Source organism: Arthrobacter sp. TMN-50, from assembly GCF_054511125.1.
Genome location: NZ_JBTNDG010000005.1, coordinates 103,810 through 125,252 on the forward strand (window position 1 = coordinate 103,810; position 21,443 = coordinate 125,252).

Here is a 21,443-nt window from a genome sequence, read left to right on the forward strand (position 1 = left end):
TGCCTGGACCATCAGATGTCTAACAGGACTAGTGGGTGTCCACTGCCTCGATTTCAGCCTTGTCTTCCCCCCACAGGGTGTGGAAGGTGCCGTCCTTATCGACCCGGTTGTAGGTGTGTGCGCCGAACAGGTCCCGTAAGCCCTGGGTGAGAGCTGCGGGGAGCCGACGACGGCGCAGGCCGTCGTAGTAGGCAAGCGACGCCGAGAACACCGGTACCGGGATGCCCAGCTGCACCGCCGTGGAGACCACCCGGCGCCAGGCCGGAACCGCACCGGCGATCGACTCGGCGAAGGCTGGGGCGAGGAGCAGGTTGAGCGGGCGGCTGTCGACTTCGGCGTAGGCCTTCATGATGTCGTCAAGAAGTTCGGCCCGGATGATGCAGCCTGCCCGCCACAGCGACGCGATCTCATCGAGCTGCAGGTCCCAGCCATACTCCCTCGCGGCGGCGGTGAGCATGTCGATGCCCTGCGCGTAGCTGACCAGCTTCGAGGCGTAGAGCGCCAGGCGAACGTCTTCAACGAAAGATTCAGGCAGTTCAACGGTCCCCTCGTGGCCCGCGAGAATCTCCTGCGCTTCGGCACGTTGGTCCCGCTGCGCCGACAGTCCGCGGGCGAACACCGATTCGGCGATGCCCGACGTCGGGCTGCCCAGCTCCAGCGCCGACACTACAGTCCAGCGGCCCGTCCCCTTCTGGCCTGCAGAGTCGACAACGACGTCGACAAAGGGCTTCCCCGTAGCCGCGTCTGTGTGGGCGAGGACCTCGGCGGTAATTTCAACCAGGAAGGAGGACAGGGTGCCGGTGTTCCACTCAGTGAAGATCGCGGCCTGTTCGGCTGGCTCAATGCCGGCACCGGACCGGAGCAGGTCGTAGGCCTCGCCGATGACCTGCATGTCGGCGTATTCGATGCCGTTGTGGACCATCTTCACGAAGTGTCCGGCACCGTCGGTGCCGATCCACCGGCAGCAGGGCTCGCCGTCGTACTTGGCGGAGATTTTTTCGAGCATGGGACCCAGCGAGTCGTAGGACTCACGGGAACCGCCAGGCATGATCGAGGGACCCAGCAGGGCTCCCTCTTCACCGCCGGAGACGCCGACTCCGACAAAGTGCAGGTCTTTTTGGGCGAGGGCAGCCTCGCGGCGGCGGGTGTCCTCGTAGTGGGAGTTGCCGGCGTCGATGATGATGTCCCCTGGTTCGAGCAACGGCTCGAGCTGGCCGATGACTGAATCGACCGGCGCTCCGGCCTTGACCATGATCAGCACCCGGCGCGGGGTCTCCAGCGAGTCGACCAGCTCCTGCAGCGTCTCCGTACGGATGAAGTCGCCTTCGTGCCCGTGCTTCTCCAGCAGGACGTCGGTCTTCTCGACCGAACGGTTATGCAGCGCGACTGTGTAACCGTTGCGGGCGAGGTTACGGGCCAGGTTTGCGCCCATGACTGCTAGGCCTGTGACACCGATCTGTGCACTCATGAAGTCTCCAATACTGGGGTTATGCCCCCAACCACGGGGGCCGATGCGCGGTCAGCCAGGCAGCTCCGCGCCACGAAACAGTTCTTTCACCCTATTACCGCTGGCAGTCCACTGGCCAGACGGTGTCGGATCATGAAGGGGAGCTTCGGCTTCATAATCCTGCCCAAGCCTGGCAGGAATCGATACATTGTTGTCGAATTGATAGATTAAGGCGAGATGGTTACCGACAAAAGGACTTGATAGTTCGCACCGCGCAGCCCGACAGTCGGCGGCGTTCCGGCCAGATATTCAGGGTTTGCGGGCTGTCGCGGTGGGGGCGGTGGTCCTTTATCACGCTGGTCTCGCGGCGGTTCCCGGCGGTTACGTCGGTGTGGATATCTTCTTCGTCATCTCCGGATTCCTGATCACTGGCCAGCTGATTTCGATGCTCAAAGCCCGCGGCCGGATCCCGTTTGGGGAGTTCTACGCCAAACGGATCAGGCGGATCATCCCGGCGTCGTTCGCTGTGCTGGCCCTGACTACCGTGGCCTCGCTGCTGTTCCTACCGCCCTCCACCCGCCCGGGGGCACTGCAGGACGCCATCGCGACCGCGCTGTACGTCCCGAATGTGTTGTTCGCCTTGCAGGGGTCCGATTACCTTGCTGAAACGGCACCATCGCCCTTCCAGCACTATTGGTCGATGGGGATTGAGGAGCAGTTCTACCTTTTTTGGCCGCTGATCCTGTTGGTGGGCTTCCTACTCGCCAGGAAGTCCATCAAACGCCTGTTCTGGATGGTCCTGGCAATCGTTGTCTTCTCCTTCATCCTCTGTGTCCTCCTGACGAGTACATCGCAGCCGGCAGCCTTTTTCCTCCTGCCCACCCGGGCCTGGGAGTTGGGCGTCGGCGCTCTGGCTGCCTTCGCACTGCACGCGGGCATGATCAATCTCAACGCCCGGTCATCGGCCATCGGCACGTGGGTGGGGCTGGCGGGTATCGGGGTAAGCCTGCTGGCACTCAACGCGGCCACGGTGTTCCCCGGCTGGGCTGCACTGCTGCCCGTGCTGTCCACCGCCGTCACCATCGTCTGCGGCAGCTCGCGCCCGGGCATCGGCGCTGGAGTGCTGCTGAGCCGGGCACCAATGCAGAAGGTGGGCGCCTGGTCCTACTCGATCTATTTGGTGCATTGGCCGCTGCTGATCGTCCCACAGGCCGCGGTCGGCTATGAGAATCCGCTGCCGCTGCCTGTCACGCTCGCCCTGGGTGCGCTGAGCGTCCCGCTCGCCGTTCTGTTGTACACGTACGTCGAGAACCGTTTCCGCCATCCCTCCGGCAGGCCCGGTGCGGGCACGCCGGGTCATCGCCATGACCGCGCGGGCGTCGCTGATGTTCGTTGCGACCGCGGCGGGGCTCAGCGCTGTGCAGAGCACCACCCCGATCGCCTCCTCCAGGGATGCCGCATCGCACTCGCATCAGGTCTCCCCGGCCGGATCTGGGTTCGTTCCTGCCAATCTGACCCCCACCCTGCGCGACGCGCCGGACAGCATTCCTGAGACCTACGACGACGGCTGCCACGCTGACTTCGCTGTGACCGACGTTCAATCAGGGTGCGTGTATGGCGACGAGGAAGCTGACCTGGACATTGTCCTGTTCGGCGACTCCCATGCAGCCCAGTGGTTCCCGGCCATCGACGCGTACGCCACCGGCAGTTCGTATCGGTTGCATAACCTCACCAAGTCGAGTTGCCCGTCGGTGGACATCGAGATCCTACACGAACAGTCGCCCTATTCTCAGTGCGAACAGTGGCGCCGGAGCGCCCTTGACTACATTGAGAAGCTGAACCCCCAACTGGTTCTGCTCAGCAATTACGGCGACGTGGCTCCGGCTGACTCATCGAGAGGGCTGCTGGAGCAGTGGGAAACCGGACTGCGTTCCACGCTGTCCGCGCTCCCCGAGTCATCGCGTGCCCTGGTGCTGGCCGACACTCCGCGGCATCCCGCGTCACCGCTGTCCTGCCTGTCCCAGCACACCGAGGACGCCAACGCCTGTGACCTTTCGCGCGCCGAGGGCCTTGATAAGGAGCTCGGCGCCAGAGAGGAGCGGGCCGCCGCGCAGGGAACCAACTCGACGTTTGTCGACCTCAACGGCTACCTGTGTACCGAGATCTGCCCGTCCATCATCGGGGATTTGCTGGTCTACCGGGACGAGCACCACATCACAACGGAATTCAGTCTGGCGTTGGCTGGGCCGCTCGGCGCCGAACTCGACAAGGTCAGATAATCAAGCGGCGTCCGGGCATAGATGCTCTGACGCCAGGGCCTGGGTGATCCGAATACGTTCGACAGTTTCGTCGGTAAGGTTTTCCGCCGGGTCACGGGCCCCAAGCTCGTCGAGGTCTGCACCGGCTGCCAACTCCGCGCAGACCCGCTCTCCCGTGGCGATGAGTTGCTCGTCCTTGGAGTACGCCGAATCGGGGGCGGCATCACGCAACTCCGAAAGGAAACGTTGCCGGGAGGCCTCACGGGGTTCGCCAGCCCCTGCCGTTCCGTCATCGGAGGCCGAGCAACCCACTAATCCCACCATCAGGCATAGCAGCGTGGCGCTGGCGGCGCGTTTCGATACTCTACGGTCCAGCACTCGACTTCCCTGCCCCACTGTCTGCTCTGAAACCGAGAAACCCCGCCTTCTCAAGCACTATTGCTTGGCAAAGCGGGGTTTCAATAGTGGGTCCTACCGGGATCGAACCGATGACATCCACGGTGTAAACGTGGCGCTCTACCAGCTGAGCTAAAGACCCAAATATGCGATCGGCGATCCTCGGACCGGCCAACCAACGAAAATTTACTCTACTGGCATTCCAGGTCGAATGCCAATCCGCGTGCGCCTACAGCTACTCAAGATCGGGTAATGATTCGGCGAGGAAGGTGAGCGCTTCCGAGACTCCCAGATCGACGAGGATGGTCGCCAGATCGTCGCCGCGGGTCTTCCCCCGGTTGATGATGACCACCGGCTTGCCAGCCTTCGCTGCGTGCCGGACGAAACGCAGCCCGCTCATCACCGTGAGCGATGAGCCAGCAACCAACAGCGCAGCCCCCGAATCGACCACCTGGTAGGCCTCCGCGACCCGATCCTTGGGAACGTTCTCCCCGAAATACACGAAGTCCGGCTTCAGCATGCCCCCACAGGTGGGGCAGGACGCCATGACAAAGTCGCCGGTGTCATCGACGTCGGCATCGGCGTCGGGCGCCACATCCCCGGCATCGGACTCCCGTTCAAGATAACCGGGGTTCAGCCGCTCCAGGACAACGGCAATATCGGACCTGCTGTAACGCCGCCGGCACTGCAGGCAGACCACGCGGTCATAGGTGCCATGCAGGTCGATCACGTCCATGTGTCCGGCAGCCGAGTGCAACCGGTCAACATTTTGCGTAATGAGCCCGGAAAGGAGTCCTCGGGCCTCCAACCCGGCCAGCGCCCGGTGACCTGGATTGGGGTCAGCGTGGCGAAGGTGATGCCAGCCCACATGGTTGCGAGCCCAGTAACGACGCCGTAGCGCCTCGTCTCCGACGAACTGCTGATAGGTCATCGGGTTGCGGGGAACCGAGTGCGGCCCCCGATAATCGGGAATACCCGAATCAGTACTCAGGCCAGCGCCGGTGAGGACAGCGAGCCGGCGCCCGGTCAGGAGCCTGACCACCTTCCCCATCCGCCCACGCTGTTCGTGGGCTAGGGTGCCAGCAGCGGCGACTGGATCTGCGCTGGCGAATCCGGTCAATCCGAAGCCCCGCCGAACGGCCTGGGGGTCTGCGGCGTGGCCTGTCATGACCCGCGGTGCTGGACTGCTGCCGGGAGGGCCGCGAGCGCGGATCGGTAGTCGTCAAGTTTGCGTGGCTCCCCCAGCGGCGTCCGGAGGGTGGCCGCAATGATCCCCGCCGAGTCGATCAGGTAGGTAACCCGTTCCGCGTAGCCGCGGGTGGCGTCGAGCACGCCGTACCGGGCGGCGACGTCGCCATGCGGCCAGAAGTCAGCAAGTAAATCGAACGTGAAACCCTGATCCTGGGCGTAGGCGCGGAGCGTGTACTTCGAGTCGACCGAGAGGGCAAGGAGGCGCACACCCTCGTCGTCGAACATGGCCAGGTTGTCCCGCAACTCGCACAGTTCGCCAGTGCACACCCCCGAGAAGGCGAACGGATAGAACACCAGCGCAACGGGAGTGCCACGCAGCTCGCTGAGACGGATCGGCTCGCCGAACTGGTTGGCTAGCTCAAAGTCGGGCGCTGGCCCACCGATCGCCGGGAGCCCGGTCATGCTAGCTTTTCCGCCGGCTGACCAATCGGGTAGCAGCCCAGTCCTTGGACACCCCGGCAGACGACGTCGCGTGCAGTCCTGCGGTAGGAGCGGCTTCCTGGATGATCGCCGGCGCCACGTAACCGTCGCGTCCTGACTTGGGGGTAAGAACCCACACAGTGCCGCCTTCGTCGAGGCAGATCAGGGCGTCGACCAGGGCGTCGACCAGGTCTCCGTCCTCACTTCGCCACCAGAGGAGCACCCCGTCAACCACGTCCTGGTCGTCTTCGGTGAGCAATTCCGACCCGGTTTCATCTTCGAGAGTGGCCCGGAAATCAAAGTCCACATCCTCGTCATATCCGAGTTCCTGCAGCAGGTCCCCGTTCTTGAAACCCAACTTGCCCGCCACGGTATCCGCTGTGGCGGCTTCGGCCTCGCTCACTGTTGTCCTCCCAAGAGACTGCTAGTTACCTTGTTATGCATTATTACCAGCCAACACCCTTTAACGCCATGCATCAAGCCAGCGCGAGTTTCGGTTGAATCTTACGGGGGCTTAGCTACAGCTTATAGCTGCAGTGGACCCGCGGATTCCGACCCGTTCACCGTCATTTCGCGGGTTCTGGTCTGTGCCGAGAGCAGAATGCGAACTGCTCCGCAGTCTCGGCTACGCATCCCCGACGCGTCGCGGCTAGAGTAACTAGGTGATCCGTCACGATCCGGCGGTCTCGGATTGTGGCTCCAGACAGGCTTCGGGGCACTGCTCCGTCGCGGGAGTTTTAAGCATCGCAGACATCATCTGCGGCGCGGGAGAGGTTTGGCGTGGCTGTAGAGCAGGGTGGACCGGAAATTCTAAGCAATTTGACCGGCGGCACGGACGGTGATCCAGAGGAAACGGCAGAGTGGATTGAATCGCTTGATGACCTGATCCGGGTTCAGGGCACCGAACGGGCCCAGTTCATCATGCGCTCACTGCTGCAGCGCGCTGGTGCACGCAGCGTCGGCGTGCCGATGGTGACAACCACTGACTACGTGAACACCATCCCGGTGGATCAGGAACCCGATTTCCCCGGTGACGAGGAAATCGAGCGGAAGTTCCGAGCGTGGATGCGCTGGAACGCCGCCGTCATGGTGCACCGTGCCCAGCGCCCCGAGATTGGGGTCGGCGGACACATCTCCACCTACGCGGGTGCCGCCACCCTGTACGAGGTGGGCTTCAACCACTTCTTCCGCGGCAAGGACCACCCCGGCGGTGGCGACCAGGTGTTCTTCCAGGGGCACGCCTCCCCCGGCATGTATGCCAGGGCCTATCTCGAGGGGCGCCTGACGGAGGAAGACCTCAATGGCTTCCGTCAGGAAAAGTCGAAGGAGGGCCATGCCCTCTCCTCCTATCCCCACCCGCGTCTGATGCCGGAGTTTTGGGAATTCCCTACCGTGTCGATGGGTATCGGCCCCATGAACGCCATCTATCAGGCCCAGTCCAACCGGTACCTCCACAACCGAGGGATCAAGGACACCTCCGACCAGCAGGTGTGGGCATTCCTCGGCGACGGCGAGATGGACGAGCCCGAGTCACGTGGCCTGCTGCAGCTCGCAGCCAACGAACGCCTCGACAACCTGAACTTCGTCATCAACTGCAACCTGCAGCGCCTCGACGGACCGGTCCGCGGCAACGGCAAGATCATGCAGGAACTGGAAGCCTTTTTCAGGGGCGCAGGCTGGAACGTTATCAAGGTGGTCTGGGGCCGCGAGTGGGATGAGCTGTTGGAGAAGGATGAGGACGGGTCCCTGGTGGGGATCATGAACTCCACCCCCGACGGCGATTACCAGACCTACAAGGCCGAATCCGGCGGATTCGTTCGCGAGCATTTCTTCGGCAAGACGCCCCAGACCAAGGAAATGGTCGCTGAGTACAGCGACGACCAGGTCTGGAAGCTCAAGCGCGGCGGACACGATTACCGGAAGGTCTTCGCCGCTTACAAAGCAGCAACCGAGTTCAAGGGCAAGCCGACGGTCATCCTGGCGAAGACCGTCAAGGGGTACGGCCTGGGGCCGCACTTCGAGGGGCGCAACGCGACCCATCAGATGAAGAAACTCACCTCGGAAGATCTGAAGGCGTTCAGGGATCACCTCCGCATCCCCGTCACTGATGAGCAGATCGACGACGATCTCTACAACGCGCCGTACTACCACCCGGGAGCCGATGCCCCGGAGATCAAGTACCTGCTTGACCGCCGCAAGGCATTGGGCGGTTTTGTCCCGGAGCGCCGGAAGGAGCACACCGAGATTACCCTTCCGGGCGATAACGCCTACGAAGTGGCCAAGCGGGGCTCCGGAAAGCAGCAGGCCGCCACCACCATGGCGTTTGTCAGGCTGTTGAAGGATCTGATGCGGGACAAGGAATTCGGGAAACGGATTGTCCCGATTGTTCCGGATGAGGCCCGCACGTTCGGGATGGACTCGTTCTTCCCGACCGCAAAGATCTACAACCCGAACGGTCAGAATTACCTCTCAGTGGACCGGGACCTCGTTCTGGCTTACAAGGAGTCGGTTGAGGGTCAGATCCTGCACGCTGGCATCAATGAGGCCGGCTCCGTTGCGGCGTTCACCGCCGCGGGGACCGCCTATGCGACGCACGGCGAACCGTTGATCCCCGTCTACGTGTTCTACTCGATGTTCGGGTTCCAGCGCACCGGCGACTCCTACTGGGCGGCAGCCGACCAGATGACCCGGGGGTTCATCATCGGAGCAACGGCGGGCCGCACCACGTTGACCGGTGAGGGCCTGCAGCATGCTGACGGCCACTCACCGCTCCTGGCCTCCACCAACCCTGCAGTGGTGACCTATGACCCGGCATATGGCTACGAGATTGGCCACATCATGCGGGACGGGTTGAACCGGATGTACGGTGAGGGTTCGGACAGCCGAAATCTCATGTATTACATCACCGTCTACAACGAGCCCATCCTGCAACCGAAAGAGCCGGACGAGCTCGACGTCGAGGGCGTCCTCAAGGGCATCTACCTGCTATCCCCAGCCAAGATCGACGGTCCACGGGCGCAGCTGCTCGCTTCCGGCGTGTCGGTTCCGTGGGCGCTTGACGCCCAGCGGATCCTCGCCGAGGACTGGGGCGTGTCCGCTGATGTCTGGTCGGTAACCTCGTGGACCGAACTGCGGCGGGACGGGCTGGCAGCCGAGGAAGACGCGTTCCTCCACCCGTCCGACGAGGCACGGGTACCATTCATTACCCAGCAGCTCGAAGGCGCCACCGGCCCCATCGTGGCTGTGACTGACTATATGAAGGCCGTACCGGACCAGGTGCGCCAGTTCCTGCCCAACGAGTTCGCCACCCTGGGAGCTGACGGCTTCGGTTTCTCCGACACGAGGGCTGCAGCGCGACGGTTCTTCAAGATCGACAGCCATTCGGTGGTTGTGCGGGCACTTGAGATGCTGGCACGCCGTGGCGAGGTTGATGCTGGTGCACCGGCTGAAGCGATCGACAAGTACAAGCTGCTCGACGTCAACGCCGGCACCACCGGGAACACCGGCGGCGACAGCTAGCTCGCTGCGGGGTCAGTCTTCCCTGAAACTGCCCTGGGGCTCGGTCTGTCGGTGGTAACCGGTGGTCCCGAGCGCCAGGGCAGTTTTGGTTGGGCACTCATCAAGGTGGCGGCGTGTTTGTAGCCTCCACACAAAATGGGCCTTGGCCCGCTTCGGCCGTATGCTCAAGAAATGCCCGTGTCCGAACGCCCTTTCCCACCCAGCTCCCGCAGGACCCAGATCCCGGAGGCCGATCCTGACACTCTGGTGCGGCTGAAGTTGAAAATCGGTGCCCTGTCCACGGCTACCCTCCAGCAACTCGACGCGTCGCTGCCCTGGTATCGGGGCCTCCGGCCCGATGAACGGTCTGCGCTGGGCCTCGTGGCACAGAAGGGGATCGCCTCCTTCGTGAACTGGTATCAGCGCCCGGTGTCACCCGCCTGGGTGCTCAGCGATGTCTTCGGCACGGCCCCCACCGAACTGACCCGGTCCATCAGCCTGCAAAAGGCCCTGCAGCTGATCCGCGTAGTGGTTCAGGTGGTGGAGGACCGGGTGCCTGACCTCGCTGCCGACGCTGACCAGGGCGCGCTTCGCGAAGCAGTCCTGCGCTATTCGCGGGAGGTGGCCTTCGCCGCGGCCGACGTCTACGCTCGGGCCGCTGAAACCAGAGGATCATGGGACACCCGCCTTGAAGCGCTGGTGGTCGATGCCATCCTCCGCGGAGAAAGTTCCGATGCCCTGCGCTCCCGGATTGCCGCGGTGGGCTGGAAGTCCCAGGCCAGGATCACGGTGATGGTAGGCAGTTCGCCGCCGGAACCCAACGCAATGTTCCTCAGCGAATTGCGTCGTACCACCGACAGGATTGCCGAAGACACCCTGGTAGGCATCCAGGGGGACCGCCTCATCCTGGTGCTCGGCGGGGTGGAGAATAAGGAAAACATTTATAGCCGACTTAGTGACCTCTTTGGTCCGGGACCGGTGGTCTACGGGCCCGAATCCGAATCGTTGGTGGCTACCAGCGGTTCCGCGCAGGCAGCGTTCGCCGGGCTCACCGCGGCGCGGGCCTGGCCGGCAGCGCCGCGCCCGGTCGCCGCTGACGACCTGTGGCCCGAACGGGTCATGTCCGGCGACGACACGGCGCGAAAAGCGCTCATCCGAAACATTTACCGTCCGCTGGTCGGCGCGTCGAACGGCCTCGAGGAAACGCTGTCGGCCTACCTTAATTTGGGGCACTCACTTGAAGCCACGTCCCGCGCGCTCTTCGTGCACGCCAACACCGTTCGGTACCGACTCCGGCGGGTCTGCGACATCACCGGCTGGGATCCGCTGCTCCCCCGTGAGGCGTTTGTACTCCAGACAGCGCTGGTGGTGGGGCGGCTGAGCCAGCCGCCCTCAACGCCGTCGGAGCGCCCTGTTACTCGTCCGTAACCCCCCGTCTCGTTGTAGACTTCCTACAAAGCGGCCTCCGGAGCTTCGTGCACCGGGCTACCCAATAATCCTCTCCCAGTTTGGAAAGCTTGATAAGTGCTTGCAATTGTCTGCCCCGGTCAGGGGTCCCAAACACCCGGTTTCCTGAGCCCCTGGTTGGAACTCCCGGGCGTCCGTGAACATCTTGAGTCCCTCAGCATCCAGGCTGGCCTGGATCTGATCCAGCACGGCACCACGTCCGATGAGGAGACGATCAAGGACACCGCCGTCGCGCAGCCCCTCATCGTGGCTGCCGGGCTGGTAACCGCCCGTGTGCTCCTCGCCGACCGTCCGATGACCGCCGCCACCGTGGTGGCCGGACATTCGGTGGGCGAACTGACGGCGTCGGCCATTGCCGGAGCCCTGTCCGAACAGGACGCCGTGTCCTTTGTCCGGGTGCGGGCCACCGCCATGGCCGAGGCCGGGGCGGTCGTCGCCACCGGGATGAGTGCGGTCCTGGGCGGCGACCCCGATGACGTCGCCGCGGTCCTTGCACGGCACGGGCTGACGCCGGCGAACAGCAACGGTGGTGGTCAGGTGGTCGCCGCCGGTACCCTTGAACAGCTGGCAGCACTCACCGCCGACCCACCAGCCAAGGCCAGGGTGATTCCCCTGAAGGTCGCCGGCGCGTTCCACACCCACCATATGAGCCCCGCTGCCGCCGCGCTCCAGACGTTGCGGCCCGCCCTGACGCCGATGGATCCCGTCGCGACCCTGCTCTCGAACTTCGATGGCGCGCCGGTGGTGACGGGGGACGGCAATCTTGACAGTCTGATTGCCCAGGTCTCACGGCCAGTCCGATGGGATCTCTGCATGGCACGGCTGGAGCAGATGGGCGTAACCGGCGTCGTCGAACTGTCGCCGGCAGGAACTTTGACAGGCTTGATGAAGCGCGGAATGCGCGGTACACCGGCAATGGCCGTAAAATCACCAGAGGATCTCGATGCCGCTGCTTCGTTTATCGACGAGCACTCACGCACTCCCGATCCGGTCATTTTCCCCATTGCAGAAGGGCACCAGTGAACGTCCCGGCTTTGAAGCAAGCTCCGCTGCGCGAGCACACCCGCATTCACGGGATCGGAATTTTCCGTCCCAGTGTCATTGTCACCAATGAGGATGTCTGTCAGTGGATCGACTCGTCCGATGAATGGATCCGCCAGCGCACTGGTATTGTCACCCGGCATCGCGCCGATCGGGACACCAGTGTGATTGACATGGCGGAAACCGCGGCACGGTCCGCACTGGAGAACGCTGGGATTGCGGCGTCTCAAGTGGGCGCGGTCCTGGTCTCGACTGTCACGCACCCCTACGCCACGCCGTCGGCGGCTGCACAGCTCACCGACCGACTGGGAGCCACGCCAGCCCCTGCCTACGACATTTCGGCTGCCTGTGCCGGCTACTGCTACGGCATCGCCCAGGCCGACGCGATGGTCCACGCTGGAACCGCAGAATACGTCTTGGTGGTCGGTGTCGAGAAGCTTTCTGATTTTATCGACAACGCCGACCGGACCATTTCGTTCATCCTCGGGGACGGCGCTGGGGCTGTGGTAATTGGGCCGGCGGAAAGCGCTGGCATTGGCCCATCAGTCTGGGGGTCCGATGGCAGCAAGCACCAGGCCATCAGGATGTCCCACTCGCTACTGGATTTCCGGGACGCTGAGCTGGCCTCGGTTGGCACTGTGGGCGGGGCACTCGAGGACGCGCCGAAGGTGTCCTGGCCCACCATGCGCCAGGATGGTCAGACGGTCTTCCGGTGGGCGGTCTGGGAAATGGCGAAGGTCGCTCAACAGGCCCTTGACGCGGCGGGAGTTACCGCCGATGATCTTGTAGCATTTGTCCCCCACCAGGCCAACATCCGCATCATCGACGAAATGGTCAAACAGCTGAAGCTTCCCGAGCACGTTGAGGTGGCTCGCGATATTGTTGACGCTGGAAACACCTCAGCCGCTTCCATTCCCCTAGCCATGCACCGTCTGCTGCAGGAACACCCCACCCTCAGTGGGGGCCTTGCCTTACAGATCGGTTTTGGTGCCGGTTTGGTATTCGGCGCGCAGGTGGTAGTACTTCCCTAGTTTTCCCCAAGCCAAACCGTCAACCGCGGTTTGATTATCCATGTCGGATCTGTAATCCGGCAAGACAAGAAAAGGAGCCATCCATGGCTAGCAACGAAGAAATCCTGGCCGGCCTGGCCGAAATCGTCAACGAGGAAACTGGCCTGGCCCCAGAGTCGGTTGAGATGGACAAGTCCTTCACCGATGACCTGGACATCGACTCCATCTCGATGATGACCATCGTGGTCAACGCCGAGGAAAAGTTCGGCGTCCGGATCCCCGACGAAGAGGTCAAGAACCTGAAGACCGTCGGCGACGCCGTCAACTTCATCGCCGGCGCGCAGGCCTAAGTATGCTCCACCTTCGGGACCGCCAGCACCGACTGGTGCCGGCGGTCCCGAAGGCGCACACCATTACGTTCCACAGCCACACCCCACGTTTTAGAGAGTGAACCATGGCACGCAAAGTAGTCATCACCGGACTGGGCGCGACGACGCCAATTGGCGGAGACGTTCCCACCATGTGGAAGAACGCCCTCAAAGGTGTTTCCGGTGCTCGAACCATCGAAGCCGACTGGGTCAAGGAGTACGAACTGCCCGTGACCTTCGCCGCGCAGGTCACCACCCCCGCCAGCGAGGTCCTCTCACGCGTCGAAGCCAAGCGCATGGACCCTTCCACCCAGTTCGCGGTCATTGCAGCCCGTGAAGCGTGGCGGGATTCAGGGCTTGAAGAAGTTGACCATGACCGTTTCGCAGTCGCATTCGCCACCGGCATTGGCGGTGTCTGGACGCTGCTGGATGCGTGGGACACACTCCGCGCCAAGGGCCCACGACGGGTACTGCCCATGACAGTTCCCATGTTGATGCCCAACGGCCCCGCCGCCGCTGTGAGCCTTGACCTTGGCGCCCGGGCGGGAGCGCACACCCCCGTGTCGGCGTGCGCTTCGGGTACCGAAGCGCTGCACCAGGGGCTTGAGCTAATTCGTTCCGGCAAAGCTGACGTGGTGATGTGCGGCGGCGCCGAAGCAGCCATCCACCCCATGCCTATTGCTGCGTTCGCCTCAATGCATGCCCTGTCCCGGCGCAACGACGATCCCGAGCACGCGTCCAGGCCCTACGACACCGAGCGCGACGGCTTTGTCATGGGCGAGGGCGCGGGAGCACTCTTGATCGAGGCGGAAGAGCACGCGTTGGCCCGCGGCGCCCGGATCTACGCCGAATTGGCTGGCACGTCCGTCACCGCTGACGCCTACCACATCACGGCGCCCGATCCCGGCGGGCTCGGCGCAACCCGTGCCCTGAAGGCAGCAATGTTTGACGCCCGGGTACAGCCCTCCGACATCGCCCACGTTAACGCCCATGCCACGTCCACCCCGGTGGGCGACAAGCCAGAGTACGTGGCGTTGAAGACCGCTCTCGGCTCGCACATTGACAATGTGGCGGTGTCCGCAACCAAGTCGCAGACCGGCCACCTGCTGGGCGCCTCCGGTGCGGTGGAGGCTGTCATGACGGTCCTCGCTGTGCACGACCGCAGGATGCCAATGACCATCAACCTGGAAAATCAGGACCCCGAGATTCCGCTGGACATTGTCACCACGGAACGCACCCTGCCGGAGGGCGACCTGGTCGCGTTGAGCAATTCGTTCGGCTTCGGCGGACACAACGCAGTGATTGTGGTGCGGAGCGTCTAGCCAATCGCCGGATTCGCCACTGACACAGAAGGCGCCTACCCCGCAGGGTAGGCGCCTTCTGCTGTAGAGAACGTTCGGGGGTTGGCCCACTTGAGGGCTGGCACACCAAGGGTTATTAACCCACCTGGTGGAGCCACCTGACTGGCGCGCCTTCAGCGGCGTGGCGGAAGGGCTCGAGCTCTTCGTCCCATGACTCGCCAAGGGCCAGAGAAAGCTCATGGTAGACAGCAGCCGGGTCACCGGCACCTGTCTCGTAGGCATAGCGGATCCGGTCTTCGGTAACCATGATGTTGCCATGCACGTCTGTAGTGGCATGGAAGATACCCAAATCGGGGGTGTGCGACCATCGGCCGCCGTCGGCGCCGGCGCTTTGCTCTTCGGTGACCTCGTAACGCAGATGAGCCCAGCCCCGTAGCGCTGACGCCAACTGAGCCCCGGATCCCTGAGTCCCGACCCATGAAAGTTCGGCCCGGAACATACCCGGTGAGGCAGGCTGAGGGGACCACTCTAGATCGGTTCGCTGATCAATCACCGAACCGATCGCCCACTCGATATGTGGGCATAGCGCAGAAGGGGCTGAGTGAATATACAACACTCCGCGCGCCGTGATACCAGACATTCCATCCTCCATAGCTGTAGGTACGTCTTCCCCAACGACCTGCAACAGGAACGAAATTTTCTGGATGTGTCTGCCGACACGGCAGACTAGGGTTCATTCTGCCTTACATCGCCTGATTGCGCCACTGCAACGAGGTGGGTGCTAGTTACAGCCCGTCGGGGACCCCTCGCTAGGCTCGCGGGTGGGCCTGCTCATAGCTCTTGCGGAGCCGGTCGACCGAGACATGGGTGTAGAGCTGGGTGGTGGCAAGGCTGGAATGTCCGAGGATCTCCTGCACGGCCCTCAGATCGGCGCCACCGTCCAATAGGTGGGTGGCCGTGCTGTGACGGAGCGCATGCGGGCCGGTTGCCGAGGTGTCCGCGATAGCGCTGAACAGCTTTTCGACCGTTGACCGGACCTGTCGCTGATCCATCCGTCCGCCGCGTTGGCCGAGGAACAGCGCGTGCCCGCTTGCGGCCGCGGCTAGCTTCGGGCGGCCGCGTCGAAGCCAGTCATCCAGCGCGTGGGCCGCTGGCACCCCATAGGGAACTGTGCGCTCCTTGTTGCCTTTGCCGAGCACGCGGAGGGTTCGACGGTCCATGTCTAGGTGGTCGACGTCGAGGCCCACCAACTCCCCCACCCTGATGCCCGTGCCATACAGCACCTCGACGAGTGCGGCGTCTCTCAGCGCAACCGGGTCACCCTCGACCGCTGCCTTGTGCAACGCACCAAATACCCCCTCAAGCTGTTTCCCGGAGAGCACTCCGGGCAGTGTCTTTTCCCGTTTGGGTGCACGGAGACGCAGCGCCGGGTTAACCGCGATGAGGTCCTCGCGCACCGCCCAGGCCAGAAAACTCCGGACAGTGGCAGCACGCCGCGCGATCGTGGACCGCGCCTGGCCCTGCGCGTCCATCGACCCAAGCCAGGATCGGAGATCGGCCAGCGTCAACTCATCCAGGCGCGTCACACCCGCGCCGTGGGCGAAGCGGAGCAGCCCACCAATGTCGGCGAGGTAGGCGCGGATGGTGTGGACCGAACGGTTGCGTTCAGCGCTCAGATAGCTCTGGTACCGCCCCACGATGGGTTCGAACGGTTCTGGCAGCTGCTCCATCCTCTTACTGTGGGCCCTGCGGTGCGTATCCTCAAGGAGGCGCTCCGCACGGCGGTCGAGCACTGCGGCATGGCATGGTCGTCAGGCCGCGGGCCGCGCAGCGTCACCCGCCTCAAGGTCGAGCAGGAACCTCTTGATGTCCGGGCCCGCCGAGTAGCCGGTGATTCCGCCACTGGACCTGACCACCCGATGCCCCGGAATGATGATCGACAACGGGTTCACCCGGATAGCGGCGCCAACGGCCCTCCCCATCGACGGATTTCCCAGTTGGGCGGCGAGATCCTTATAGCTTCGCGTTTCCCCATAGGGGATGCCCAACACGGCGCCCCAGACCTGCTGCTGAAAGTCGGTTCCGCTGGCATGGACGGGTAGGCTAAAGGCCCGCCTGGTGCCTGCAAAGTAGGCACTGAACTGGTCCACTGCACGCTCGAAGGTCGCTGCGTCGGCTTTCAGACCCGCGGCGGTGACGCCACTGGCTACCCGGTCCCCGGCCCCCGGGTTATTACCTCCCAGCGCCCCGGCTCCCAGTCCTGGCGGCGTGACCGCTGGACCTACCGGCGTGCCGGCAGCGCTCTGAGCGACCGCGAGTGTGGCGAACGGGACGCCGACGGCCGATGGTACGGGCGGCGGATCGTGAACCTCGTGATAGACAGCCGTCAGTACCCCTCGTTCCACGACCAGCAGTAGCCGGCCGATCGGACTGGCGATGAACCTATGAGTCTTCATGGGATGGTTCCTCTCTTATCGTTGCGACTCAGGTGTGATTGCGACGGGTGTTTCCGCGACGCCAGCCGCCGTCGTCGGTTCGTTCCGCGAGGGCACTGAGATCCAACCGGCTCAGCCCGGCCAGGACATCGCGGACACTCAGGCCGGCCACCGAGGCGAGCCTGTCGACCGTGGTGGACGCCCGCACGGGGAGGGCATCGAGAAGGAGCAGGTCTTCGACGCTGAGTCCGTCATGATCTGCCTGCTGTTCGTCGGGCTCGGGGACGGTGATGGTGCCGATGGGTCCGGCGAGTTCAGCAATCTCCGCGGCATCGGTGACACAGACGGCGCTTCCGTCGCGCAGCAGGCGATGGCATCCGGCCGAGTTTGCCGAGTGCACCGACCCCGGCACTGCCCCGACCGCTCGTCCCAGGCCGGCCGCGTGGTGGGCGGTGTTCAGTGCCCCCGACCGCCACCGGGCCTCCACCACTACGGTCACCGCACACAGTGCGGCGATGAGGCGGTTACGTTGCAGGAACCGCCACCGCGTCGGCGAGGAGCCGGGCGGAACTTCCGCAACCAGCAGGCCCCGACGCGCTGTCTCGCGAAGGAGCTGCTCGTTACCGGCGGGATAATAGCGGTCAACACCGCATGCGGTAACGCCGATGGTCGGCATCGGATGATCCTCTCCCGCCGCGGCAAGCGCCGAGCGGTGGGCCTGAGCATCAATCCCATAGGCCCCGCCAGAAACCACCGTGTGGCCGCGCGTAACCAGGCCTGCGGCGAGGTCGCCAGTCACAGCTGCGCCGTAGGCGGTGCTATCGCGTGATCCCACAACTGCCACCATGCGGTCGAGTTCGGGAATGCCTCGCGAGAAGTTGCCGCGCACCCAGAGGCACTATGGTTCAGTAAGTTGCAGGTCGTCGAGTGCTGCGGGCCACAGGTCGCTTTCGGGGGTAATCAGGATCCCGTTCAGGCGTTCCAGCGTCGCAAGGTCTCGGTCGGGTGCAAGGTCGGCGACCCGCGGTCTCCATCGTTCCAGCCCCTCGTGGAGCGCGTGCGCACGGTTACTGATCCCCTGCGATTCGAGTAGTCCCGTTAACTCCCGAATCACCCGTGGCCCGACTGTTATCTGACCGGTGGCAATCCTCAAAGCATCGACCGGTCCGGCGGCGACCACCAGCGCAAGACCTACCGTGTCTGATGGCTCGAAGAGGCGGGAGAGGGCGGCCCGCGCGGTAATGGTCGGATCCGGTGACGGTGTCACGATGGAGTCTCCTGAAGGCGAAGGGTCAGTGCGACGTCAACGTCGTGGGTGATGGGTGATGTGCGTCCACCCAGATCTGCCAGGGTCCAGGCCACCCTCAACACCCGATCGTGGCCACGCATCGTCAGTGTCTGCTTTTCCATGGCACGGTCCACCGGTGCAGTCACAGATCTGGGGAGCCTAAGCTCGTCGTTCAACACCGCGGCAGACATTTCAGCGTTGGTTGTGGCCTCCCATTTGGCCAGGCGTTCCCGTTGGGCTGCTCTCGCGGCGGCGACCCTCGCCGCGATGACCTGCGAAGTTTCGGCTGTGGCGCCGTCGGCGTAGTCGGCAAGCGAGACCCGCGATACGGCAAGCTGCAGATCCACCCGGTCCAGAAGCGGTTGGGACAGGCGGTTAAAATATCGACGTCGCTGTTCTGCGGTGCACACGCAGTCAATCCCTTTGCCGCTGGCCAGTCCACAGGGACACGGGTTCAACGCCATGACGAGTTGAAACCGGGCAGGGTAGGAGGCGGTGCCGGCGGAGCGGTGCAGCACTAGCTCACCACTCTCCAGCGGTTCACGCAGCGCCTCAAGCACACCGCGCTGGTATTCGGGCGCCTCATCGAGGAAGAGCACGCCGCGGTGCGCGCGCGATGCTGCACCGGGGCGCGGTATGCCGCTTCCGCCGCCGATGATTGAGGCGGTAGACGACGTGTGGTGGGGGCTTTCAAAGGGCGGTCGCCGTTGCAGCCCCCGACAGGAGAGGATCCGCCCGAGCGAGTGGATGGCCGTCACCTCCATTGCCTCGTCATCGCTGAGGTCGGGGAGGATGCTCGGCATGCGCTCAACCAGCATTGTCTTGCCGGCGCCGGGTGGGCCCACCATCATCATGTGGTGGGCACCGGCCGCAGCGATTTCGATGGCGAAGCGGGCAGTGGATTGGCCAGCAATGTCAGCCATGTCCTTCAACGAAATTCGGGGATGAGGCGAGGCAGAAGCCGGTACCGGCACCGGGTCCAACGCGGGCTCTGGGAGGGTCACTTTTGTTGGATCGGCGCCGAAGGCGAGGAATACCTCGGCCAGGCTGGCGAAACCCTTCACCTCCGCCTGCGGTACCAGCGCTGCCTCGCCGTGGTTACCGGTGGCCACGACAAAGCGCGTGTGGCCGGCCTTGACACCAGCCATGACAGCGGGGAGCACGCCGCTAATTGGCCGAAGCCGACCGTCGAGGCCCACCTCGGCAATGAACACCGTGTCGGCACAGCCACGAACATCGCCGGTAGCGGCGAGAGCTGCCATCACGATGGCCAGGTCAAAGCCCGAGCCCTTTTTGTGGAGTGAGGCAGGAATCAGGTTGACGGTGATTTTGCGGCGGCTCAGGGGAAGGCCAGCGTTACGAGCGGCTGCCCTGATCCGTTCGCGGGCCTCATTCAGCGACGCGTCGGGGAGCCCCAGGATCACGAACGCGGGGAGGGTCTGACCAATGTCGGCTTCAACCTCGACGATGTAGCCGTTCAGTCCAACCAACGACACGGCGTAGGTGCGTCCCAGCGGCATCAGGTCACCGCCCGCAGATACTCGATCTGGGGACTGCCGGTGCCGTCGTCGACCACTGCGACAGCATCCACCCGAACCTCGGGGAAGCGCAGGTCATGAGCCAGCGCCCACTGAGCTGCCAGCAAATAGAGCCGCTGCAGCTTGACCGCGCTGATGCCCTCCAGCGGATGGCCGAAATTCAGCGAGGAGCGGGTTTTCACCTCAATGATCACCAGGGTGGAGCCGTCAATGGCCACCAAATCAATCTCGCCCAGCGGGCACCGCCAATTGTGGTCCACCAGCTGTAACCCCACCCGCTCGAGATAGGCAGCGGCCAGCGCCTCTCCTCTTCGGCCCAGCCTGTCTTTCGCCAACATCACAACACCTCCGGTTCCAGCCTGATACGGCTGGCGCCGGAGGTGTCCCGATTTATCTGCTATGTGGGAAAGTCCAGCGGCACTAGTCCTGTGCAGGACTAGTGCCGCTGAATTACTGAGGTCAACGATCGACACAGGCGACGACCAATTGAAACTCCGGGCGGGTTAGACCGAGGAACGCTCCAGCACCGAGTCGATCTGACCCATCGCTTCCCTGATGCCTTCTTCCATTCCCATGTCGATCATCTTCTCCAGCTGGTCCAGACTCTCGAAACTCGACACGGTCGTCATCCGGGTTCCGCCGTCGATGGCCTCCAAGGTGACTGCCCCATGGGTTGTCCCCAGCTCGTCCACCGGGATCCCGCTGTCATCGGCGAAGCCGTCATCGAACTCGAGGTGAGTCGGCTCGTTGATGGCGGTGAACTTCCACCAGCCGCGGCTTTTCTCTCCGTTGGGACCAGTCATGAAGTAGCTGGCTTTTCCGCCCGGTACGAAGTCGTGGCTATCGAAGGTTGCGGGCCAGGTTGGTGGCCCCCACCAGCGCTCGAGTTGCCGCGGGTCCGCCCACACCTGCCAGAGCCGCTCGGTGCTCGTATCAAACTCGGCAATGACCGTGAGGGTCAATGCCTCAAGGTCTTTGTGTGTAGTGATAACTGTCATGATGGTGGTTTCCCTTCTTCCTCAGCCAGGATGGCGGAAATTCGGTCGACGCGCTGTCGCCAGATCGCCTCGTACTCCTCAAGCAGCCGCCGTGCCCGTCTCAATCCCTCGAGATGAACCCGCACAATCTGCTCCCTTCCGCGCTTCTCTTTTGTCACGAGGGAGGCGCGTTCCAGGACGGCCACATGCTTTTGCACTGCGGCGAAACTCATGGTGTAGTGGGCGGCCAATCCGGATACCGAGTAGTCGACGACCAGCGCTCGGGCGACGATGTCCCGGCGGGTAGCATCGGCCAATGCCTGAAACAGCCGGTCCACCTCGATGCCGGATAACTGATCTACAACCATAAGGTTGTACGTTAGCGAACACCTGACCAGACGTCAAGAGGTAGATGGGGGTTCAGTTCCCGAGTGGGCCGTCTTTCGGCAGCGCAATGTCGTCTGACTTGGTCAGTTCCTCGACATTGACGTCCTTGAAGGTGATCACCCTGACGTTCTTCACGAACCGTGCCGTGCGGTAGACATCCCACACCCACGCGTCCTGGAGTGTCAGATCGAAGTAAATCTCGCCGTCGGCCGATCGCGCCTGCAGGTCGACGTGGTTGGCCAGGTAAAATCGGCGTTCGGTCTCCACCACGTAGCTGAACAGGCCGACGACGTCGCGGTACTCGCGGTAGAGCTGCAGCTCCATATCGGTTTCGTAGTTCTCAAGGTCCTCAGCACTCATG

The 21,443-nt window shown here is 63.6% G+C and carries 21 protein-coding genes, 1 tRNA gene and 1 pseudogene; 8 read left to right on the plus strand and 15 right to left on the minus strand.

Annotated elements, in window-relative coordinates:
• Positions 1–28: 28 nt before the first annotated feature.
• The gene (gene gndA / locus ACX80A_RS08755; protein WP_459259317.1) at positions 29–1,468 is read right to left on the minus strand and encodes an NADP-dependent phosphogluconate dehydrogenase; all 1,440 of its coding nucleotides are present in this window, start codon (positions 1,466–1,468) and stop codon (positions 29–31) included.
• A 295-nt stretch (positions 1,469–1,763) separates the two neighbouring features.
• On the opposite strand from gndA, the gene ACX80A_RS08760 reads away from it, so the two are divergent.
• Both ACX80A_RS08760 and ACX80A_RS08765 read left to right on the plus strand, forming a co-directional pair.
• A complete protein-coding gene (locus ACX80A_RS08760; RefSeq protein ID WP_459259318.1) occupies positions 1,764–2,999 on the plus strand; it encodes an acyltransferase family protein in 1,236 nt (411 codons plus the stop codon).
• Positions 2,992–3,726, plus strand: a complete 735-nt coding sequence (locus ACX80A_RS08765; RefSeq protein ID WP_459259386.1) for an SGNH hydrolase domain-containing protein — start codon at positions 2,992–2,994, stop codon at positions 3,724–3,726. The genes ACX80A_RS08760 and ACX80A_RS08765 overlap by 8 nt, the downstream gene beginning before the upstream one ends.
• Here ACX80A_RS08765 and ACX80A_RS08770 read toward each other — a convergent pair whose 3' ends face one another.
• The 5 genes from ACX80A_RS08770 to ACX80A_RS08790 form a co-directional block, all read right to left on the minus strand.
• Positions 3,727–4,083, minus strand: a complete 357-nt coding sequence (locus ACX80A_RS08770; RefSeq protein ID WP_459259319.1) for a DUF732 domain-containing protein — start codon at positions 4,081–4,083, stop codon at positions 3,727–3,729.
• Between the two features lie 87 nt (positions 4,084–4,170).
• Positions 4,171–4,243: transfer RNA gene (locus tag ACX80A_RS08775), tRNA-Val, on the minus strand.
• Positions 4,244–4,336: 93 nt separating this feature from the next.
• Positions 4,337–5,269 carry an NAD-dependent protein deacetylase gene (locus ACX80A_RS08780; protein ID WP_459259320.1) on the minus strand — a complete coding sequence of 311 codons (933 nt, stop codon included), beginning with the start codon at positions 5,267–5,269 and terminating at the stop codon, positions 4,337–4,339.
• Positions 5,266–5,754 carry a peroxiredoxin gene (locus tag ACX80A_RS08785; RefSeq protein WP_459259321.1) on the minus strand — a complete coding sequence of 163 codons (489 nt, stop codon included), beginning with the start codon at positions 5,752–5,754 and terminating at the stop codon, positions 5,266–5,268. The genes ACX80A_RS08780 and ACX80A_RS08785 overlap by 4 nt, the downstream gene beginning before the upstream one ends.
• Position 5,755: 1 nt before the next feature.
• On the minus strand, positions 5,756–6,175 hold the full coding sequence (locus tag ACX80A_RS08790) for a DUF3052 domain-containing protein (RefSeq protein WP_459259322.1): 420 nt from the start codon (positions 6,173–6,175) through the stop codon (positions 5,756–5,758).
• Between the two features lie 377 nt (positions 6,176–6,552).
• Here ACX80A_RS08790 and aceE point away from each other — a divergent pair, with 377 nt between their 5' ends.
• The 6 genes from aceE to fabF all read left to right on the plus strand — a co-directional run bounded on the left by aceE (position 6,553) and on the right by fabF (position 14,478).
• The gene (gene aceE / locus ACX80A_RS08795; RefSeq protein ID WP_459259323.1) at positions 6,553–9,291 is read left to right on the plus strand and encodes a pyruvate dehydrogenase (acetyl-transferring), homodimeric type; all 2,739 of its coding nucleotides are present in this window, start codon (positions 6,553–6,555) and stop codon (positions 9,289–9,291) included.
• A 171-nt stretch (positions 9,292–9,462) separates the two neighbouring features.
• Positions 9,463–10,698, plus strand: a complete 1,236-nt coding sequence (locus ACX80A_RS08800; protein WP_459259324.1) for a PucR family transcriptional regulator — start codon at positions 9,463–9,465, stop codon at positions 10,696–10,698.
• Positions 10,699–10,794: 96 nt separating this feature from the next.
• Positions 10,795–11,760 (plus strand): ACP S-malonyltransferase, encoded by a 966-nt coding sequence (locus ACX80A_RS08805; protein WP_459259325.1) that lies wholly within the window; start codon positions 10,795–10,797, stop codon positions 11,758–11,760.
• Positions 11,757–12,809, plus strand: a complete 1,053-nt coding sequence (locus ACX80A_RS08810; RefSeq protein WP_459259326.1) for a beta-ketoacyl-ACP synthase III — start codon at positions 11,757–11,759, stop codon at positions 12,807–12,809. Before ACX80A_RS08805 ends, ACX80A_RS08810 begins: the two co-directional genes overlap by 4 nt.
• A gap of 83 nt (positions 12,810–12,892) precedes the next feature.
• A complete protein-coding gene (locus ACX80A_RS08815; protein ID WP_459259327.1) occupies positions 12,893–13,138 on the plus strand; it encodes an acyl carrier protein in 246 nt (81 codons plus the stop codon).
• Positions 13,139–13,242: 104 nt separating this feature from the next.
• Positions 13,243–14,478 carry a beta-ketoacyl-ACP synthase II gene (gene fabF / locus ACX80A_RS08820; RefSeq protein ID WP_459259328.1) on the plus strand — a complete coding sequence of 412 codons (1,236 nt, stop codon included), beginning with the start codon at positions 13,243–13,245 and terminating at the stop codon, positions 14,476–14,478.
• A 115-nt stretch (positions 14,479–14,593) separates the two neighbouring features.
• Here fabF and ACX80A_RS08825 read toward each other — a convergent pair whose 3' ends face one another.
• The 9 genes and pseudogenes from ACX80A_RS08825 to ACX80A_RS08865 all read right to left on the minus strand — a co-directional run bounded on the left by ACX80A_RS08825 (position 14,594) and on the right by ACX80A_RS08865 (position 21,442).
• Positions 14,594–15,097, minus strand: a complete 504-nt coding sequence (locus tag ACX80A_RS08825; protein WP_459259329.1) for a DUF3145 domain-containing protein — start codon at positions 15,095–15,097, stop codon at positions 14,594–14,596.
• Between the two features lie 169 nt (positions 15,098–15,266).
• Positions 15,267–16,187, minus strand: a complete 921-nt coding sequence (locus tag ACX80A_RS08830) for a tyrosine recombinase XerC (protein WP_459259330.1) — start codon at positions 16,185–16,187, stop codon at positions 15,267–15,269.
• A gap of 81 nt (positions 16,188–16,268) precedes the next feature.
• Positions 16,269–16,913, minus strand: coding sequence for a methylated-DNA--[protein]-cysteine S-methyltransferase (locus tag ACX80A_RS08835; RefSeq protein WP_459259331.1), 645 nt, complete (start codon positions 16,911–16,913; stop codon positions 16,269–16,271).
• Positions 16,914–16,941: 28 nt separating this feature from the next.
• Positions 16,942–18,159 (minus strand): annotated as a pseudogene (gene dprA / locus ACX80A_RS08840) (DNA-processing protein DprA).
• A complete protein-coding gene (locus tag ACX80A_RS08845; protein WP_459259332.1) occupies positions 18,156–19,700 on the minus strand; it encodes a YifB family Mg chelatase-like AAA ATPase in 1,545 nt (514 codons plus the stop codon). The pseudogene dprA and the gene ACX80A_RS08845 overlap by 4 nt, the downstream one beginning before the upstream one ends.
• Positions 19,700–20,056, minus strand: a complete 357-nt coding sequence (locus tag ACX80A_RS08850) for a YraN family protein (protein ID WP_459259333.1) — start codon at positions 20,054–20,056, stop codon at positions 19,700–19,702. The genes ACX80A_RS08845 and ACX80A_RS08850 overlap by 1 nt, the downstream gene beginning before the upstream one ends.
• Positions 20,057–20,221: 165 nt before the next feature.
• A complete protein-coding gene (locus ACX80A_RS08855; protein WP_459259334.1) occupies positions 20,222–20,716 on the minus strand; it encodes an SRPBCC family protein in 495 nt (164 codons plus the stop codon).
• Positions 20,713–21,063, minus strand: a complete 351-nt coding sequence (locus tag ACX80A_RS08860) for an ArsR/SmtB family transcription factor (RefSeq protein WP_459259335.1) — start codon at positions 21,061–21,063, stop codon at positions 20,713–20,715. The genes ACX80A_RS08855 and ACX80A_RS08860 overlap by 4 nt, the downstream gene beginning before the upstream one ends.
• Before the next feature lie 52 nt (positions 21,064–21,115).
• The gene (locus ACX80A_RS08865) at positions 21,116–21,442 is read right to left on the minus strand and encodes a DUF2469 domain-containing protein (RefSeq protein WP_019482913.1); all 327 of its coding nucleotides are present in this window, start codon (positions 21,440–21,442) and stop codon (positions 21,116–21,118) included.
• Between the last annotated feature and the right edge of the window lies 1 nt (position 21,443).